Below are 17,021 nucleotides of genomic sequence, written 5' to 3' on the forward strand. Positions count from 1 at the left end.
GCCAGCCCCACGCTTCGCGGGAGCCGATCGGCCTCGCGTTGAAAACGGTTGCTGCTACGGCGTGCATCTCACGCATCCGCCTGGCGGTGTCCGGCTCAGGTTCCGAGTACATCAACGACCCTTCGGAGTACGTCCGGAGACAACGGCGGTCGGCCGACAGCTTCGACGGCCCCCATCCAGTGTTCCGGGTTCCCCGTCGACAGGAGTACACGCTTCACCCCTGGGGCTGAAGCAACGACGGCGAGGGCGGTCTCGACACTGGTCTTGCCCGGGGCGATCAGCTCGGACAGTTCAGGAGTGGCCAGGCCCGGGATCTCCCCGCCGTGGAGCGGGGCGGAGGCGAACACCTCCAGTCCCGCATCCAGGGCATCGGCCAACGGGCCGTGTCCGTCGAGAGCCTGAGCGATGGGCACGAGGTGGACGAGGGAGACCGGGAGCTGGATGGCCCACAGGTGATGATTCGGCCCGCCGGCCTTGATCGCGAGTTCGATCAGCATGGGTACTTCGAAGAGGCCACTGCTGAAGCCGCGCCAGGTCGCCACACCATAGGCGCTGATGATCTGTTGGCTGCACGCCTCCTCCAGAGCCAGGAAGGCGTTGTAGAGCCGGCCGGTGATCTCGCCGTCCGGGCAGGCGTGCTCGGGGTTGTGGACGAACACCAGGTCGGGTACCCGGCTGAGCATGAGCTTGGAGCGCGCGAGCTGCCAGGCGATGTAGTCCGGGGTGAGGCAGTACCCGCGCTGGGCGTCCGCCGCGGACAGGGCACCGGCTCGTACCCCGATGTGCCTGGTGCCGACCGGGACGAAGCCCACCTTCGTGGAGACGCACAGATTCGGGTAGGCAGCCAGAGCCACTGCGAGCGACGCCTCCGCCCGGCCGCCTGCGTAGTTGGGCGCCGTGTCCACCCAGTCGGCACCTCGGGAGGCGGCCATCAACGCTGCCTCGGCCACATCGAGGCAACGGTAGGTGCCGAGGCCCAGCCGGGCGGTCATCGTAGGCCTCCGATCGCGGCGGCCTGGCCGTCGACCAGCTCCGTCACGACACCGGCCGCCTGTCCGAGAGCAACGCCCGCGGCCTGCGCGAGATCGGCCAGCCGGTGAGGTTCCCCATCGGCGAGGAGCGCGAGCATCGGCTCGGCCCTGGCGGCAAACGTCCACTCCTCGCCGCCAGCGGTCAACCGGACGGTGTCGTCGGGCAGAGCCCTGAGCACGGGCCGCGTGGTGACCAGGCGTACCTGCAGGTCGGCATCCGGCGGGGCCGCCATGATGTGGGGCAGCGACGGCACGAGCCGGGCTCGCTCGGTGGCGTCGCGAGCGGAGGAGAAGCGGGCGATCAGGTCGTCGCTCTCCAGCTCGGTCGCGATGAGCTTGCCGATTGTGTCGAGGAAGGCGCGCTGCTCCTCGGCGGCCCCGAAGCGCGGGACGTCCGCCCGGACGGTCTCGTGGGCACGCAACATCTCCGACAGCCAGGTGATCAAGTCGGCACCCGTCGTGCTCTGCAGCCCGCACGTGACGTGCAGCGAGTGCTGGCCCTCGGAGGCGGCAACGGCGTGCCACCAGCCCCGAGGCAGATAGAGCACATCGCCAGCGGTGAGAACCAGATCAGCGACGGGCTCTTCGGGCGGCGGCTCGGGCGTCTCGACGTCACGGTGCATCGGCACCGTGCGGGTGGGACCGTAGATGCGCCAGCGCTTCGCGCCGTCGAGCTGGACGACGACCACGTCGTGATCGTCCCAGTGGACGCCGAAGCCCTCGATCCCGGTCCAGGAGGCGTACAGGTTGACCTGCACGCCGGTTCGCAGCCGGCGCTCAAGCTGGCTGGCCAGAGCACCGATGCCGGGGTGAAGTTCCTCGACAGCATCCAGGACCAGCGTGGCACCCTCGGCGAGCCTCTTGTGCAGCTCGGAGGGCTGGAGCTGGTACCAGACGGTGCTCCGCCGGGTGGTGATCGGCCGGGAGTACGTGTGCGCGGACACCTGCTCCCCATTGGCGGCGAGGCGGAAGCGAGGCGGTTCGAACCGGTGGTGGGTCAGGATGGTGTTGAGGTCATCCCAACACATGAGTCCGGCGAGCGACGCGGATTCGCCGCGTGCGACCTTGAAGCTGCGGCCGAGCGTCTGGGCGAGGAAGTCATCCCCGCCCAGACGCTCAACCACCGAGAAGTGCTCGGCGGTCATCGTGATACAGCCGTCAGTCGTTGGTGTCGGTTCGGCCGGTGGAGCCGCCGTCCGACGGCTGCTCGCCACGCGAGCGGGCCGCGGCGACCTTCGTACGGGCGACCAGCAGGCCGTCGCCCTCCGGCTCGGTGCTGGTCGTCAGGTTCTCGAGCATGAAGTACTCCTTCGGTTTCATGGGGCGGGCCGACTGCTCAGCCCCGTCGTGGGTGCAGCGGTGGATCCGTTGCCAGGGCAAGTCGCTGGCAAGGAACCTCAGGCGATTGCCGCGTGGCTGTTGGCTCGCGCGGCCACCTGCATCCCCCCAACCCGCGTCAGGGCGGGAGGAAGTCTTGTCATGCACTGGTCGGGACGACGTCCCGTGCCTTCGGGGCCGCGGCCCTCACCAGCGTGGTGAGTCGCTCGTCGCCCGAGACGGCAGTGGTGGTGCCGACTTCGAACCAGATCCGCTTGCCGGCGGGGTCCGGGTCGGCGCCCCAGTTCGTCGCGAGCGCTGCCACCAGGAACAGCCCTCGCCCGTCGGTGGCATCGAGATCGATCCCGCCGATAGCCGGCAGTTCGTGGCCGACATCCGTCACTTCGACGCGCAACCGTTCACCGTCCCAGGACACGCACACGACGCACGGGGCGTGAGTGTGGGACACGGCGTTGGTGATCAGCTCGCTGGACAGCAACTCGACATCGCGGAGCGCGTCCTCCGCCAGCGGCAGGCCCCAACCACGCACGGCCCGTATCACCCGCCGCCGTGCGTCCGGCACGGCCTCGGCACTGGGCAGCACGCGAAAGCCGAACGGGGCAGGGGTGACCGCTTGGCGAGTGGTGACGGACATGAGTGCGGACCTTTCACCGGGACGAGGTCGGCAGCGGGCCGATTCGCGCCGGGATTCACCCGGCAGGTATCTACAGAACCGCCTCCAACGCCGGTGAACCAGAGCAGAATTGAAGCGGAAATGAGGCATCCGTGCTGCAAATGCGGGCATGACCTGGCCTGTTACGGCTGCAGACGAACTGACGTACCTCTGGAGGACGCGCGATGGCATCCAGGAGGTCCCGGCTGATCCAGCGCAGGGAGGCGGTCGGCCACACCCAGGAATCCCTGGCTGAAGCCCTTGATGTGGACCGTACGACCGTGGGGCGATGGGAGAGCGGCAGGGGTGCCCCACAGCCCTGGATGCGGCCGAAGCTCGCCCGCGCCCTGGAACTCTCGGTCGACCAGTTGGCCGACCTGCTGACAGCACCCCCGGCAGCCGCCGAAGCAGTTCCACCGCCCAGCAGCGGCGGCGAGGCTTCGCCTCCTGTGCCTGCCCAGCGCACAGAACGCCACAACGATCTCGTAATGGCCGTGGCAGCCGACTCGGCAGAGTCCGCACTCTTCCTCCGCTTCGCGAGCGCCTCCAACGTGGACGACACGCTGCTCGAACAGATCGACGCGGACATCGCGAGGCTGGCAGGGGACTACGTGAGCAAGCCGGTATCCGAGCTCTTCCACGACATCGGAGCCCTCCGGCGAGGAGTGTTCGACTTACTCCGAGGCCGCCAACACCCCTACCAGACAAGCCATCTCTACCTGCAGTCCGGACGCCTCTGTGGCCTGGCCACCCATGTCGCCCTCGACCTCGGCCAGTACGCAGCTGCGGCTACGCATTCGCGAACGGCCTGGCGCTGCGCGGAGTCAGCCGGCCACAACGGTCTCCGGGCCTGGATCCGATCCGTCCAGTCCCTGATCGCCTACTGGCAGCAGGACCACCGCCAGGCCGCCGAGCTGGCCAGAGCCGGACTGCCGTACGCGGACAGCGGGACGATCGCAGCCCGCCTGCTCAGCCTCGAAGCACGGGCCACCGCCGCGCTCGGCGACAGCGCGAGCGCGCTACGAGCCGTGGAAGCTGCCGAGGCGGCGCGGAGCACAGTAGCCGCCGTGGATCTTCCCGGTGTGTTCACGTTTCCCGAGGCCAAGCAGTGGACCTACGCCGGCACCGCCCTCCTTGCCCTGGGCGCCCGGTCACATGTGAACCGCGCCATCGAGGCGTCCTCCAGGGCCATCGACCTGTACGAGTCTGCACCGCGGCAGGAACAGTCCTCCGGTGACCTGCTGGCCGCCCGCCTTGACCTCGCCAACGCCCACCTCGCCCACGGCGACCTCGACGGCGTGCAGGAGAAGCTCTCGGTGGTGCTGGACGCCGCACCGGACCGGCGAACAGCGAGCATCTCCAGCCGCCTTCGGGCGCTGAGCACTCGTCTTGCCGAGCCCGCCTACGCAGGCTCCCCGATCGTCCTGAGTCTCCGTGAGAATGTCAGAGAAGCCTGCTCTCGACCCGCACTCACGAATCCTCCGGAGCTGCCCCAGTGACGAGCAACACCGCACAGCAGGACGCCGCAATCGCCGACAAGTCCATCCTCGCGAACAGCGCCTACGCCGACGGACGCCACTTGGCCGCCCGCCAGTCCATCTACCGGTGGCAGCAACCGCATTACGACCTGCCCGGGATCGTCCTCGAAGAGCTGGCCGGCACAAGCGGGATCGTCCTCGACGTCGGCTGCGGCAACGGCAAGTTCGTCAGTCGCCTGCACAAGGACCGTCCGGACCTTCAGGTCATCGGGATGGACATCTCGACGGGCATCCTCGCCGACGTCGAGAAGCCGGTTCTGGTGGCCGACGCCCAGTTCCTGCCCTTCGCCGACAATAGCGCCGACGCCTTGTTGGCCCTACACATGCTGTACCACGTCGGTGACATCGAGGCCACGATCAAGGAACTGGCCCGCGTCCTCCGACCTGGCGGTGTGCTCATCGCCTCGACCAACAGCGACACCGATAAACAGGAGTTGGACCGGCTCTGGGCCCGGGCCGCAGGCGACATCCTCGGGATCCCCGAGGGGCCGGCGCGGGTCTCCCTCAGCTCCCGCTTCTCCCTGGAGAAAGCCCCCGGCTACCTCGGGACAGCGTTCAAGGACATCCGGGTGCGGGAACTACCTGGCGCCATCGAGATCACCGATCCTGCGCCGATCGTTTCCCACCTCGCCTCCTACGAAGCGTGGGCTGACCAATGCGGCGTCCCTTTCCGCGAGACGGTCAGTCGGGCAGCAGAGATCGCTGCCGCCGCCATCAAGACAGAAGGCTCATTCAAGATCACGTGCCTCGGTGGCATTCTGACCTGCAGGCGGTAAGACGGCCAAGCGAGGTGGTCGCTGCCTAAAATGACAAGGTGATTTCCTCGCGCCATCATGACTGCTCTGACTCATCCGGCCTCCTCCAGGACGGAAAGAGCAGTCATTCATATGCCTTCTTTGTGTCTCGGATGAAATTAGGATGATTGCCGCTGTGCAGCTCTATCCACGCGGTTCCCGCATCCATCTTTCCAATCTCGGCGCAGAGACTTCCAAGTGGCCCCGCCTACTGGCTCGATAATGTGAGCCAGTCCAGATCTGCTGACCGCAGCCGCTGTGGCGTCGGCCTATGACGATGTGTTACATGGCGTCGGCCTGCTGCGTACTTGCTAGACAGAAGGCGGTCCCCGGCCTTCACCTCCAGCTTGCTCCCCTCGGCCATGCCCCCTTCTCCCGGTCGACACGGCGTCTACTCGCATTGGTTATTTCATGACGAACCTTCACGTTGTCATCGCCATTCAAGAAGAAGAGCCGACACCGTCGTCGCCCACCTGCGGCCCCGGGTCGAGCCGGAGTCGGCCGAGCTGACCGCCGCGATCGAGGCCGTCCTGCCGGCCTGATCCACCCACCGACGGACCGGCCCCGGGCACCCGCCCCGGGCCGGTCCGTCGTTCCCCGGGAAGTGGATGCACCAGGCGGCTGCGGCCTAGATGATCGGGGGCCGACCGAGTCGGGTCATGGTCCACACCGTGCGCCAGCGCATCGGCTTTCGCCGACCGCACGGTGTGCGCCAGCCCTCGGCGAAGCCCGAGAACCAGGCCTTCAACCCGGTGGCGTTCCTGGTGCGGGCGACCGTGAGCGCGACCCACACGCCGAGGTAGACCGGCACCAGCAGCGCGGGCAGGTGGCGGCGCGCGAGGTACACGCGGTTGCGGGCGTTCACCCGGTAGAAGAACGAGTGGCGGGTCGGGCTGGTCCGCGGGTGCTGCAGCAGCAGCTCCGGTGCGTACAGCACCCGCCAGTCCGCGTCGATTGCCCGCCAGGCCATGTCGGTCTCCTCGTGCGCGAAGAAGAACGCGTCCGGCCAGTCCCCGACCTGCCGCAGCATCTTCGTCGACAGACCATGGCCGCCGCCGAGGAAGCTGGTCACCTCGCCACCGCGCATCGGATCGCCGGCCCGCAGTCGGGGAACGTGGCGGCGCTGGGTAAGCCCGGTCTCGTCGGCGATCCGGAAGGACACGATGCCCAGCCCGGGGTCCGCCTCGTACAGCGCCTCGATCCTCGCGAACACGTCGTCGGCGACGAGCAGGCCGTCGTCGTCCAGGTCGATCACCACGTCCACGTCGCGCAGGTGCTCCAGCGCCACGTTCCGGCCACCGGTCACCCCGAGGTTCTCGGCCAGCTCGACGCCCTCCACCCACGGCGGCAGCTCCGGCAACGGGCAGCCCTGGGCGACCACCACCGTCCGCGCCGGCCTCACGGTCTGCATCTCCACCGAGGCCAGCAGCTCGGCCAGTTCCTTCGGCCGCGTGCCCATGGTCAGGACTGCCACGCCCAGCTTGACGCCCACCGAAACTCATCCCTTCGAGGAAGCACACATGACCCGACGAACGCACCGCTCGGGCGCCGCGTCGCTCAGGGAACTCGCCGAGAGGCGGATGCTTCCGGACCACCAGGTCATGGACCAGCCCACACTGAACCGGATCGCCGGGATGCGGCCCGAGGTCTTCGCCGCGCCGCCCACCCTGCCACACTCGCCGCTCATGTCGGTACCGGACGTCACCTGGTACTACCAGTCTCCGAACTGCGAAAACGCACCAGAAGGGGCCCTGTCGGCGGCGACCGACAGGGCCCCTTCGCATAGCTGCGCAGCACCCCGTTCCGGAACGGGCGAAGATCAGCCCGTACCGAAGCGTGGGCGAGGGCGTATCACTCGCCGTCGGTGCCTACCGGGACCTGGTCCTCCCGGATAATGACGTGCTCCTCACCGTCGACCGTGATTTCAGTGCCTGCGTACGTGCCAGACGGAGTCTTGTCCTTGCTGTCCTCAGCCATGTCTCCTCCTTCAGTTCGACACGTTGTCGACCCGCACCGATCCTGCCATGACTGACAGTCACCGAACTATCAGCCTTGACAGATCAGAGGGAGCCCTGTCGATGCCGACTAGTCGACAGCATTCGCGACCTGATGGAACATCAGAATTTCGAGAAGTCCACGTCACAGCAACAGGCGCGTCCCCGGCGGGAGTTCACCGGAACCGGCAGCATGGTGCAGGTGCGCCAGCAGGGTCGTGCGCAGGGCCTCCGCCGCTCGGGTCAGCGGCACCTCGTGGCCGTGTGCGACGGCGATGGTGCGGCCCAGGCCCGGGGCGGCGAAGGGTGTGACGGACAGTCCCGAGCGGGCCGCGACCATTCCGGGGACGACCGCGGGGCCGAGTCCGGCCCGGACGAAGCCGAGGACGGCGTCCATCTCGCCGCCCTCCACCGCGAACTCCGGCTCGAAGCCGGCCGCCCGGCAGGCCGCCAGGGTCGCCTCCCGGACGTCGTAGCCCTCCCGGAACATCACCAGCGGGCGCCCCCGCAGCTCCGCCACCCGCGCCTTGCGCCGGGTCTGCCGCTCGGCGGAGACCAGTACCAGCTCCTCGTGCAGCAGTTCGGTGACGGCCAGCGCCGGTGTGGCCTCCCCGCTCGGCGGGGTGATGATCAGCGCGAGGTCCAGTTCCCCCGCCGCCAGCGAGCGGACCAGGTCCCGCGAGCCGCCTTCCCGGACCGCCAGCGCCACCCCCGGGTGGCGGTCCCGGAACACCCGCAGCACGTCCGGCACCAGGCTGGTGCACAGGCTCGGCGGCGCGCCGAGCCGCACCCGGCCGCGGCGCAGCTGGACCGTCTCCTGGACGGCCAGCCGGGCGCTCTCGGTGTCCGCGAGGATGCGCCGGGCCAGTGGCAGCAGCGCCTCCCCGGCGTCGGTCAGGGCGATGTTGCCCCGGGTGCGGTGGAACAGTTCGGCGCCCAACTCCCTTTCCAGTGACCTGATCTGCTGGGAGAGCGAGGGCTGGGCGACGTGTGCCGCCTCGGCGGCCCGGGTGAAGTGGCGGGTCTCGGCGACGGCCAGGAAGTAGCGGAGTTGCTGGAGCTGCACCCGACCAGGATAGGCCGCATCGATAGGCCACAGCTATCGTCACGAGCCGCAGCATGTCTTGGACGCACCCTGGTGGCCGTCCCTACCGTTGCAGCCATGACAACCGCGACTCGGACGGCCCGGCATCCGTCCACCCTGGCGACGCTCTGGCGGTCGACCGTCGGCAAGAAGGCGGTCATGGCCGTCACCGGACTGGCCATGCTGCTCTACCTGGTCGCGCACATGCTGGGCAACCTCAAGGTGTTCGCCGGCCCGGACGACATCAACGGCTACGCGGCCTGGCTGCGCACCATCGGACAGCCGTTCCTGGGCCACGAGTGGTTCCTGTGGATCGCCCGCTTCGGCCTGCTGGCCGCCGTCGTGCTGCACGGCGTCTCGGCCTACCAGCTCAGCCGCCGCGATCTCGCCGCCCGGCCGAGCAAGTACGTCCACAAGCGTCGCCGGGCGAGCTACGCGACCCGGACCATGCGCTGGGGCGGGGTGATCCTGGCACTGTTCATCGTCTGGCACATCCTCGACCTGACCACGCTCACCGTGAACCCCGCCGCCGAGCACGGCCGCCCGTACCAGAACATCGTGGCCTCCTTCGGCCAGTGGTACAGCTGCGTGATCTACATCGTCGCGATGCTCGCCGTCGGCCTGCACATCCGGCACGGCTTCTGGAGCGCCGCGCAGACCCTCGGTGCCAACAACGCCCGCCGGGACCGGGTGCTCAAGCTGACCGCCAACGGCCTGGCGCTCGTGCTGACCGTCGGCTTCCTGTCCGTCCCCGTGGCCGTGATGTTCGGAGTCGTCAAATGAGCTACCTGGACTACACCGTCGGCGCGCCCGTCGCCGACACCAAGGCCCCCGCCGGGCCGATCGAACAGCGCTGGGACCAGCGGCGGTTCGAGGCCAAGCTGGTCAACCCGGCCAACCGGCGCAAGCACACCGTGATCGTGGTCGGCACCGGCCTGGCCGGCGGCGCGGCCGGCGCCACGCTGGCCGAACAGGGCTACCACGTCGTCCAGTTCTGCTTCCAGGACTCCCCGAGGCGGGCTCACTCGATCGCCGCCCAGGGCGGCATCAACGCGGCCAAGAACTACCGCAACGACGGCGACTCGATCCGCCGGCTGTTCTACGACACCGTCAAGGGCGGCGACTTCCGCGCCCGCGAGTCCAACGTGCACCGGCTCGCCCAGGTGTCGGTCGAGATCATCGACCAGTGCGTCGCCCAGGGCGTCCCGTTCGCCCGCGAGTACGGCGGCCTGCTGGACACCCGTTCCTTCGGCGGCGTGCAGGTCTCCCGCACCTTCTACGCGCGCGGCCAGACCGGCCAGCAGCTGCTGCTCGGCGCCTACCAGGCGCTGTCCCGGCAGATCGCCGCCGGGAACGTGGAGATGCACCCGCGCACCGAGATGCTCGACCTGCTGGTCGTCGACGGCCGGGCGCGCGGCGTCGTCGCCCGCGACCTGGTCACCGGTGCGATCAGCACCCACACCGCCGACGCCGTGGTCCTCGCCAGCGGCGGCTACGGCAACGTCTTCTACCTCTCCACCAACGCCAAGAACTCCAACGCCACCGCGATCTGGCGGGCCCACCGGCGCGGCGCCCACTTCGCCAACCCGTGCTTCACCCAGATCCACCCCACCTGCATCCCGCGCTCCGGCGACCACCAGTCCAAGCTCACCCTGATGAGCGAGTCGCTGCGCAACGACGGCCGGATCTGGGTGCCCAAGGCGCAGGGCGACACCCGGCCGCCGGCCGAGATCCCCGAGGACGAGCGGGACTACTACCTGGAGCGGATCTACCCGGCCTTCGGCAACCTGGTGCCGCGCGACATCGCCTCCCGGGCCGCCAAGAACGTCTGCGACGAGGGCCGCGGCGTCGGCCCCGGCGGGCAGGGCGTCTACCTGGACTTCGCCGACGCCATCCGCCGGCTGGGCCGGGACGCCGTCGCCGCCAAGTACGGCAACCTGTTCGACATGTACGAGCGGATCACCGCCGAGGACCCGTACCGGGTGCCGATGCGGATCTACCCCGCGATCCACTACACGATGGGCGGACTCTGGGTCGACTACGACCTGCAGACCACCGTCCCCGGCCTGTTCGCCGTCGGGGAGGCCAACTTCTCCGACCACGGCGCCAACCGGCTCGGCGCCAGCGCGCTCATGCAGGGCCTCGCCGACGGCTACTTCGTCCTGCCGCCCACCCTGAACGACTACCTGGCCCGCAACCCGCTGCCCGCCGTCCCCGCCGACCACCCGGCGGTCACCGAGGCCGAGGCCGAGGTCGAGGACCGGCTGAACCTCATCCTCGCGGTGGACGGCGACCGCACCCCCGACTCCTTCCACCGCGAACTCGGCGAACTCCTCTGGGACGAGTGCGGGATGGCCCGCGACGAGGCCGGACTGCGCCGGGCCCTGGCGCGGATCCCGCAGCTGCGCGAGGAGTTCTGGCGCCGGATCAAGGTGCCCGGCACCGGGCAGGAGCTCAACCAGTCGCTGGAGAAGGCCAACCGGCTCGTCGACTACTTCGAGCTCGCCGAGCTCATGTGCCTGGACGCCCTGCACCGCGCCGAGTCCTGCGGCGGCCACTTCCGCACCGAGAGCCAGACGCCCGACGGCGAGGCCGCCCGGCGCGACGAGGAGTACGGCTACGCCGCCGCCTGGGAGTTCACCGGCACCGGCGCCGCCCCCGTCCTCCACCGCGAGGCCCTCGACTTCGCGTACGTCCACCCCACCCAGCGGAGCTACGCATGAACCTCACCCTGCGCATCTGGCGCCAGCCGGGCCCGGACGCCCCCGGGTCGATGACGACCTACCAGGTCGGCGGCATCAGCCCCGACATGTCCTTCCTGGAGATGCTCGACAGCCTCAACGAGGAGCTGATCACCAGCGGCGACCAGCCCGTCGCCTTCGACCACGACTGCCGCGAGGGCATCTGCGGCGCCTGCGGCATGGTCATCAACGGCCAGGCCCACGGCCCCGAGCGGACCACCACCTGCCAGCTGCACATGCGGCACTTCCGGGACGGCGACACCATCGACGTCGAGCCGTGGCGGGCGGCGGCCTTCCCGGTGGTCAAGGACCTGGTGGTGGACCGCTCCGCCTTCGACCGGATCATCGGCTCCGGCGGCTACATCTCCGCCCCCACCGGCAGCGCCCCCGACGCGCACGCCACGCCCGTCCCCAAGGAGGCCGCCGACACCGCCTTCGAACACGCCGAGTGCATCGGCTGCGGCGCCTGCGTGGCGGCCTGCCCGAACGGCTCGGCGATGCTGTTCACCTCCGCCAAGGTGGTCCACCTCAACGTGCTCCCCCAGGGCGCGCCGGAGCGCGCCTCCCGGGTGCGGGACATGGTCACGGCCATGGACGCCGAGGGCTTCGGCGGCTGCACCAACACCGGCGAGTGCGCCACCGCCTGCCCCAAGGGCATCCCGCTGCCCAGCATCGCCGCGATGAACCGCGAGTTCCTGCGGGCCGCGCGCGGTTGACGGGCCGCTTCGACCGGCCCCGTGCCCCGGCCCCGCGCCCCCAGGTGCGGGGCCGACGGCGCGCAGTGGGGCGTGTGGGGCATTCGCACGCTCCCCCGAGGGGTGGTGGATCGTCAGGTCCCGCGCCCGCGCCCGGGAATTCGCGCTACCGTGGTCCTCCGCTACGGAAGGACGGCATATGCCCGAGGTTCAGTCCTGTTCCGGTTGCGGCGGGTCCGGGGGGACCCAGAAGACCGAAGCCACGGTCGAACGGGACGAGGAAGGGAGCATGGTGCCGAGGATCCACACCTTCTGGTCGCCCTGCGGTCGGTGCCACGGATCCGGGACGGTGATCGCCGGATGAGGCTGGTCTTCGAGTGTGTCGAGTGCGGCGGACACTACCTGCCGCCCGAGAGCATGGCGTACCCGGACGGGCCCGCCTCCCCGATCTGGTGCTCGCACTGCCAGGCGGCCAAACGGTCCGCCGGCGTCCAGGAGGACCCGCTGCTCACCCGCGTGGCCCTGGCCGCCGCCCGGGCCGCACTCGCCCGGCGCACCGCCGAGGGCGAGCCCGCCGCGCGCGCCGACGTCCGCCCGTCCCGGCCGCCGCTGTCCCGCCGGGCCCGCTCCGGCCCGGGCGGGGTGCGCAGCAAGCTGGGCTGAGCCCTCAGCCCCCGGGCTCGCGGGGAACCACCCCAGCCCGGATTCACTCTAGAAGAGCGCCTCCTGGGTGTCCGGCTCCGGCGGGCGGACCCGCTCCTCCAGGGCCACCCCGGACGTCGGACGGCCGGAGACGGGCGCGAGCGTCCAGCCGGTGAGCAGCCGGGTGTCCAGCAGCAGCGGCCCCGAGCCGTCGGCCTGGTCCAGGAACAGGTGGCGGCCCACCGGCGGCCGCAGGGTGCCCGCGATCACCGCCCCGTCGGCCAGGCCGCCGACCTGCCGGTACGCCTCCGGTGCGCCGTCGGACAGCCCGAACCGCGCCACGTGGTCGACCACCGGGCGCTCGGCGAGCAGCTCCAGCGCGTGGCCGGCCAGCAGGCGGTGCGCCTGGGCCCGGGCCTCGGCCAGCACGGCCCGGCGGTACGGCTCGTCGCCGTGCGCCCACCAGTGCTCGGTCTTCAGCCTGGCCTTGAACCGCTCGCGGGCCAACCCGGAGGCAGCGACGGTGAGTTCGGCGCGCCGGATGGCCGGCAGTCCGCCCCGGGCGGTGAACGCGTAGGCCAGCGCGCCCTGTTCGAGCAGTCGGCTGTCGCCGCGCTGTTCGGCCGTCAGGCCGACCTTCAGCAGGCCGTCGCCGAACCAGGCGAGGTAGAGCAGGTAGGTCCGGCCGTCGTCGAGGATCTGGTCCCGGGCGAGGGCCAGGCCCCGGTCGACGCTCTGGCAGGCCGGGCACTGCACGGCGGCGCCGTCCGGCGCGATCACCGCGTGGTGCGGGCACGGGGTGCGCTCCGTCGCCCCGGCCAGCCAGGCGCCGGTGCAGCGGCGCGGCCCGCCCAGCAGCCAGCCGACCTCCGCGCCGGGCGTGACGGCCCGCTCGTGCGTCTGGCCGCCGCGCACGGCGCCGAGCAGGGCGCGGCCCTCGTGCCAGCTCAGCCCGGTGGAGACCCAGCCGGCGGGCCGGTCCGGGTGGTGCTGCGGTGCGATCGTCACGGGCATCCCTCCCTCTCGAACCAGTGCAGAGTACCCGCCACCCCTGACAGTGCTCCCGTGACAGTGCCCCCTGCCAGCCTCCGCGACCATGACGCCCGAGCCCGCCGCCCAGTCCCCCGTCACCGCTGACGACCTCGCGCTCGTCCTCCGGCTCGCCGCCGCCACCCTGCGCGCGGCGCCCGCGGACGCCGACTGGTCCCGGCCCGCCGGGACGGTCACCTGGGACTGCTGGACCACCGTCGAGCACCTCGCCGACGACCTGCTCGCCTACGGCGCCCAGCTCGGCCCGGCCGCCCCGCCGCGCGAGCGGTACGTCCCCTTCGCCACCGAGCGCCGCTTCCCCGGCGGGCCGAACAACTTCGTCCGCGCCGACCGCGCGAGCGGGCCCGACGGGCTGGTCGAGGTGCTGGAGGCGAGCGGCGGGCTGATGGTCGCGATCGCCCGCGCCGCCGCGCCCGAGGTCCGCGCCTACCACCCGTGGGGTGTCGCCGACCCGGCCGGGTTCGTCGCGATGAGCCTGGTCGAGACACTGGTGCACCTGCACGACGTCGCCCAGGGCCTCGGCCTGCCCTGGGACCCCCCGGCCGACCTCTGCCGCCGCGTCCTGGCCCGCCTCTTCCCCGACGTCCCCGTCACCGCCGCCGACGCCCCCTGGCCGACCCTTCTGTGGGCCACCGGCCGCGCCCCGCTGCCCGGCCGGCCGCTGCGCACCGACTGGCGCTGGCACGCCCGGCCCGGGGACGCGCCCCAGGTGCACTGACCGGTGCAGTGCAGCCGTGCTGCTCGCGGGGCTTGGCCCGGTGGGGTGTTCACGTTCTATTGTTGCGGGCGCGGTTGGCGGCGCGGCCGGGAGGCGTGCGGCGCGACCGGTCCGGCGTGCAATGAAGGGGTGGACGGTGGCGGGGCGGCGGAACGACGGAGTGCTGGCGATCTGGGCGGAGGCGCAGCGACAGCAGCAGCGCCGGGAGGAGGCCCGCTGGCGTGCCGAGGCGGCGCAGCAGCGCCGGCTGGAGCGCGAGCAGCGGGATGAGCAGCGGGCGACAGCCCGCAACGAGCGGGAGGCACAGCGGGCCTACCAGCAGTCCCGGGAGGCGGAGGCGGCCCGACTGACGGCCGAACTGGAAGCCCGGGTCGAGGAGTTGCGCGGGTTGCTGGCCGCCGGGCTGGCGGCTCCGGCGTTCGGCCCGCAGGCGCTGCTGGCGCCGCGCCCGGTGCCGCCGTTCGACCCGGGCCCGCTGGGCCGGCCGGTGGAGCTGCCCGATCAGGGCGGCCCGAAGTACCACGTGCCGCCGCCGGACCAGGTGCAGGCGCGCAATCCGGGGGTGCGGCGGCAGTACGAGCAGTACCTGGCGCAGGCCCGGGCCCGGTTCGAGCAGGACTGGTACGCCGCCCAGGCGCAGGAGGCCGACCGGCAGCGCCGGCTGGCCGCGTACCACCAGGAGTACCTGGCCTGGGCGGCGCAGTGCCGCCGCCAGGACGAGGACCGCGCCGCCCGTACCGAGGAGTTGCTGCGGCGGCTGCGCGCGGGCGAGCCGGAGGCGGTGCAGGAGTACTTCACCGCCGGCCTGTACGCCTCGGCGGCCTGGCCGGAGGGCTTCCCGCACCGCCTGGTGGCGGCCTGGGAGGCGTCGACCCGGCAGCTGGTGGTGAACTGGGAGCTGCCCGGCCCGGACGTGGTGCCGGCCGCCGGCCGGGTCCGGTACGTGAAGACGGACGACCGCGAGGCGGAGGTGGCCCGCCCGGCGACGGAGCGCAAGGCGCTGTACCGGGAGGTGCTGGCGCAGTCGGCGCTGCGGCTGGCGGCGGAGCTGTTCCGGGCGGACCGGGACGGGATGCTGGACTCGGTGGTGCTGAACGGCTTCGTCCTCGGCATCGACCCGGCGACCGGCCGGGAGGCGGAGCGCTTCCTCGCCACCCTGACCGCCTCCCGGGCCGAGTTCGCCGGGCTGGCGCTGGACCGGGTGGCGCCGGTGGACTGCTTCCAGGGCCTGGGCGGCAAGCTGTCGGCACGCCCGGAGCGGCTGGACGAGGTGCGGCCGGACCGGCTGCCGGAGACGGTCGGCGGGAGCCTGGCCGGGCACGGCGGCGACGACGACCCGGACCTGTTCGAGATGGACCCGATCGAGTTCGAGGAGCTGATCGCCGAGCTGTTCCGGCTGCGCGGCTTCCGGGTGATGACCACGGCCCGCAGCGGCGACGTCGGGGTGGACGTGGTCGCCGAGGACCTGGACCCGGTGACCGGCGGCAAGATCGTGATCCAGGCCAAGCGCTACCGCAAGACGGTGTCCCCGACGGCCGTGCGCGACCTGGAGTCGACCGTCCGGCACCACGGGGCTAACAAGGGCATCCTGGTGACCACCGCCGGCTTCGGCCGCGGCTCGTACAGCTACATCGAGGGGAAGCCGCTGACGCTGGTCAGCGGGCCGGAGCTGGTGGAGCTGCTGGCCGAGCAGGGGCTGCGGGGGCGGCTCGGCGGCGGCTCCGCGGAACAGGAGAAGCCCGCACCGGCGGCCGCGCCGACGGACCGTCACAGCAGCCTGACGGTCAGCTGGCAGAGCCGGACGGCCGGCGGCGACGCGGTGGAGCTGGACGTCACCGCGTTCCTGTGCGCCGCCGGGCGGGTGCTGAGCGACGAGCACTTCGTGTTCTTCAACAACCCGCAGGACCCGGACGGCGCCGTGCGGCTGCACCCGACCCACTCGGTGCCGGGCGAGCCGGCCCGGGCGGTCCGGCTGACCCTGGACCTGGAGCGGCTGGCGGCCACGGTGGACGAGGTGGTGGTCGCCGTCTCCACCGAGGAGGAGGAGCCGCGGGCCCTGCCGCTCGGCTACGTGCACGGTGTCGCCCTGGTGGCGACGTACGGTCCGGGCGCGGCCGGTCCGGCGGAGTGGGCGGCCGGCACCGGCGGCGTGCCGGACAGCGCGATGCTCATGGGTTCGTTCCAGCGTGCGGGCGGCGGTTGGCAGTTCAGCCCGTCGGGCCGCTCGGTGACGAACGGTCTGCTCGGGCTGGCGGGCGCGTTCGGCGTCGCGGTGGAGTAGCACCGGGACCATCGTCCGCAGCACAGGGACCATGGTCCTCAGGGATCGGTGTCATACCTGAGGATGAGAAGACCCCCGCCGAGCCGCCGAGACGGCGGGGGTCGCCCCTCCTCGGGACATACGCATCGCGCTCGAACGGATTGGGAGGATGGAACGGAACCCGATTGTCCGTTCCCGCCCTCAGGAGCACCCCCGTGACGACCCCCGCAACCGCCGTCCGTACCGGCCTGGCGGCCGCCCGCGCCACCGGCCTCAACAAGGTCTACGGGGACGGGGAGACCCGCGTCGTGGCCCTCGACAACGTCAGCGTCGACTTCCCGCAGGGCCAGTACACCGCCATCATGGGCCCCTCCGGCTCCGGCAAGTCGACCCTCATGCACTGCATGGCCGGCCTCGACACCATCAGCTCCGGCTCCACCACCATCGGCGACACCGAACTCGTCGGCCTCAAGGACAAGCAGCT

Annotated in this window: 17 protein-coding genes; 9 read left to right on the forward strand and 8 right to left on the reverse strand. The window is 71.3% G+C overall.

Annotated elements, in window-relative coordinates; all coding sequences use genetic code 11:
- Positions 1–95: 95 nt before the first annotated feature.
- The 4 genes from ACFWPT_RS22525 to ACFWPT_RS22540 all read right to left on the reverse strand — a co-directional run bounded on the left by ACFWPT_RS22525 (position 96) and on the right by ACFWPT_RS22540 (position 3,003).
- Positions 96–992 carry an aldo/keto reductase gene (locus ACFWPT_RS22525; RefSeq protein ID WP_380483729.1) on the reverse strand — a complete coding sequence of 299 codons (897 nt, stop codon included), beginning with the start codon at positions 990–992 and terminating at the stop codon, positions 96–98.
- Positions 989–2,176, reverse strand: a complete 1,188-nt coding sequence (locus tag ACFWPT_RS22530; protein ID WP_380483731.1) for a cupin domain-containing protein — start codon at positions 2,174–2,176, stop codon at positions 989–991. Before ACFWPT_RS22530 ends, ACFWPT_RS22525 begins: the two co-directional genes overlap by 4 nt.
- Positions 2,177–2,189: 13 nt before the next feature.
- A complete protein-coding gene (locus tag ACFWPT_RS22535) occupies positions 2,190–2,330 on the reverse strand; it encodes a hypothetical protein (protein ID WP_380483734.1) in 141 nt (46 codons plus the stop codon).
- 178 nt (positions 2,331–2,508) lie between these two features.
- Positions 2,509–3,003 carry an ATP-binding protein gene (locus ACFWPT_RS22540; RefSeq protein WP_380483736.1) on the reverse strand — a complete coding sequence of 165 codons (495 nt, stop codon included), beginning with the start codon at positions 3,001–3,003 and terminating at the stop codon, positions 2,509–2,511.
- Positions 3,004–3,206: 203 nt separating this feature from the next.
- On the opposite strand from ACFWPT_RS22540, the gene ACFWPT_RS22545 reads away from it, so the two are divergent.
- Positions 3,207–4,520, forward strand: a complete 1,314-nt coding sequence (locus ACFWPT_RS22545; RefSeq protein ID WP_380483738.1) for a helix-turn-helix transcriptional regulator — start codon at positions 3,207–3,209, stop codon at positions 4,518–4,520.
- Positions 4,517–5,335, forward strand: a complete 819-nt coding sequence (locus ACFWPT_RS22550) for a class I SAM-dependent methyltransferase (RefSeq protein ID WP_380483740.1) — start codon at positions 4,517–4,519, stop codon at positions 5,333–5,335. Before ACFWPT_RS22545 ends, ACFWPT_RS22550 begins: the two co-directional genes overlap by 4 nt.
- A gap of 646 nt (positions 5,336–5,981) precedes the next feature.
- Here the strand turns inward: ACFWPT_RS22550 and ACFWPT_RS22555 are convergent.
- The 3 genes from ACFWPT_RS22555 to ACFWPT_RS22565 form a co-directional block, all read right to left on the reverse strand.
- The gene (locus tag ACFWPT_RS22555) at positions 5,982–6,812 is read right to left on the reverse strand and encodes a glycosyltransferase family 2 protein (RefSeq protein ID WP_380483755.1); all 831 of its coding nucleotides are present in this window, start codon (positions 6,810–6,812) and stop codon (positions 5,982–5,984) included.
- 392 nt (positions 6,813–7,204) lie between these two features.
- Positions 7,205–7,330 carry a hypothetical protein gene (locus ACFWPT_RS22560; protein WP_380379010.1) on the reverse strand — a complete coding sequence of 42 codons (126 nt, stop codon included), beginning with the start codon at positions 7,328–7,330 and terminating at the stop codon, positions 7,205–7,207.
- Between the two features lie 162 nt (positions 7,331–7,492).
- Positions 7,493–8,413 carry a LysR family transcriptional regulator gene (locus tag ACFWPT_RS22565; protein WP_380483742.1) on the reverse strand — a complete coding sequence of 307 codons (921 nt, stop codon included), beginning with the start codon at positions 8,411–8,413 and terminating at the stop codon, positions 7,493–7,495.
- 96 nt (positions 8,414–8,509) lie between these two features.
- On the opposite strand from ACFWPT_RS22565, the gene ACFWPT_RS22570 reads away from it, so the two are divergent.
- The 4 genes from ACFWPT_RS22570 (at position 8,510) to ACFWPT_RS22585 (ending at position 12,530) form a co-directional block, all read left to right on the forward strand.
- Positions 8,510–9,214, forward strand: a complete 705-nt coding sequence (locus ACFWPT_RS22570) for a succinate dehydrogenase cytochrome b subunit (RefSeq protein ID WP_380379007.1) — start codon at positions 8,510–8,512, stop codon at positions 9,212–9,214.
- Positions 9,211–11,154 carry a fumarate reductase/succinate dehydrogenase flavoprotein subunit gene (locus ACFWPT_RS22575; protein ID WP_380483744.1) on the forward strand — a complete coding sequence of 648 codons (1,944 nt, stop codon included), beginning with the start codon at positions 9,211–9,213 and terminating at the stop codon, positions 11,152–11,154. Before ACFWPT_RS22570 ends, ACFWPT_RS22575 begins: the two co-directional genes overlap by 4 nt.
- Positions 11,151–11,888 (forward strand): succinate dehydrogenase/fumarate reductase iron-sulfur subunit, encoded by a 738-nt coding sequence (locus ACFWPT_RS22580; protein WP_363372913.1) that lies wholly within the window; start codon positions 11,151–11,153, stop codon positions 11,886–11,888. Before ACFWPT_RS22575 ends, ACFWPT_RS22580 begins: the two co-directional genes overlap by 4 nt.
- 339 nt (positions 11,889–12,227) lie before the next feature.
- Complete coding sequence (locus ACFWPT_RS22585) at positions 12,228–12,530, forward strand: hypothetical protein (protein WP_380379004.1); 303 nt, start codon at positions 12,228–12,230, stop codon at positions 12,528–12,530.
- A gap of 48 nt (positions 12,531–12,578) precedes the next feature.
- On the opposite strand, the gene ACFWPT_RS22590 is transcribed toward ACFWPT_RS22585, so the two are convergent.
- On the reverse strand, positions 12,579–13,517 hold the full coding sequence (locus tag ACFWPT_RS22590) for a DUF2797 domain-containing protein (protein WP_380379003.1): 939 nt from the start codon (positions 13,515–13,517) through the stop codon (positions 12,579–12,581).
- Between the two features lie 88 nt (positions 13,518–13,605).
- On the opposite strand from ACFWPT_RS22590, the gene ACFWPT_RS22595 reads away from it, so the two are divergent.
- The 3 genes from ACFWPT_RS22595 to ACFWPT_RS22605 form a co-directional block, all read left to right on the forward strand.
- Complete coding sequence (locus ACFWPT_RS22595; RefSeq protein ID WP_380483746.1) at positions 13,606–14,277, forward strand: maleylpyruvate isomerase N-terminal domain-containing protein; 672 nt, start codon at positions 13,606–13,608, stop codon at positions 14,275–14,277.
- 136 nt (positions 14,278–14,413) lie between these two features.
- Complete coding sequence (locus ACFWPT_RS22600; protein WP_380483748.1) at positions 14,414–16,558, forward strand: restriction endonuclease; 2,145 nt, start codon at positions 14,414–14,416, stop codon at positions 16,556–16,558.
- A 194-nt stretch (positions 16,559–16,752) separates the two neighbouring features.
- Positions 16,753–17,021 (forward strand): ATP-binding cassette domain-containing protein (locus ACFWPT_RS22605; RefSeq protein WP_380483750.1); only part of this gene is annotated, 269 nt, incomplete at its 3' end.

The organism is Kitasatospora sp. NPDC058478 (assembly GCF_042720345.1).
Lineage (GTDB): Bacteria > Actinomycetota > Actinomycetes > Streptomycetales > Streptomycetaceae > Kitasatospora.

Bases quoted from the DNA above. Each gene is read 5' to 3' on its own strand.
- ACFWPT_RS22525 (WP_380483729.1), bottom strand. From the start codon at position 992: ATGACCGCCCGGCTGGGCCTCGGCACCTACCGTTGCCTCGATGTGGCC.
- ACFWPT_RS22530 (WP_380483731.1), bottom strand. From the start codon at position 2,176: ATGACCGCCGAGCACTTCTCGGTGGTTGAGCGTCTGGGCGGGGATGAC.
- ACFWPT_RS22535 (WP_380483734.1), bottom strand. From the start codon at position 2,330: ATGCTCGAGAACCTGACGACCAGCACCGAGCCGGAGGGCGACGGCCTG.
- ACFWPT_RS22540 (WP_380483736.1), bottom strand. From the start codon at position 3,003: ATGTCCGTCACCACTCGCCAAGCGGTCACCCCTGCCCCGTTCGGCTTT.
- ACFWPT_RS22545 (WP_380483738.1), top strand. From the start codon at position 3,207: ATGGCATCCAGGAGGTCCCGGCTGATCCAGCGCAGGGAGGCGGTCGGC.
- ACFWPT_RS22555 (WP_380483755.1), bottom strand. From the start codon at position 6,812: ATGGGCACGCGGCCGAAGGAACTGGCCGAGCTGCTGGCCTCGGTGGAG.
- ACFWPT_RS22560 (WP_380379010.1), bottom strand. From the start codon at position 7,330: ATGGCTGAGGACAGCAAGGACAAGACTCCGTCTGGCACGTACGCAGGC.
- ACFWPT_RS22570 (WP_380379007.1), top strand. From the start codon at position 8,510: ATGACAACCGCGACTCGGACGGCCCGGCATCCGTCCACCCTGGCGACG.
- ACFWPT_RS22575 (WP_380483744.1), top strand. From the start codon at position 9,211: ATGAGCTACCTGGACTACACCGTCGGCGCGCCCGTCGCCGACACCAAG.
- ACFWPT_RS22580 (WP_363372913.1), top strand. From the start codon at position 11,151: ATGAACCTCACCCTGCGCATCTGGCGCCAGCCGGGCCCGGACGCCCCC.
- ACFWPT_RS22585 (WP_380379004.1), top strand. From the start codon at position 12,228: ATGAGGCTGGTCTTCGAGTGTGTCGAGTGCGGCGGACACTACCTGCCG.
- ACFWPT_RS22595 (WP_380483746.1), top strand. From the start codon at position 13,606: ATGACGCCCGAGCCCGCCGCCCAGTCCCCCGTCACCGCTGACGACCTC.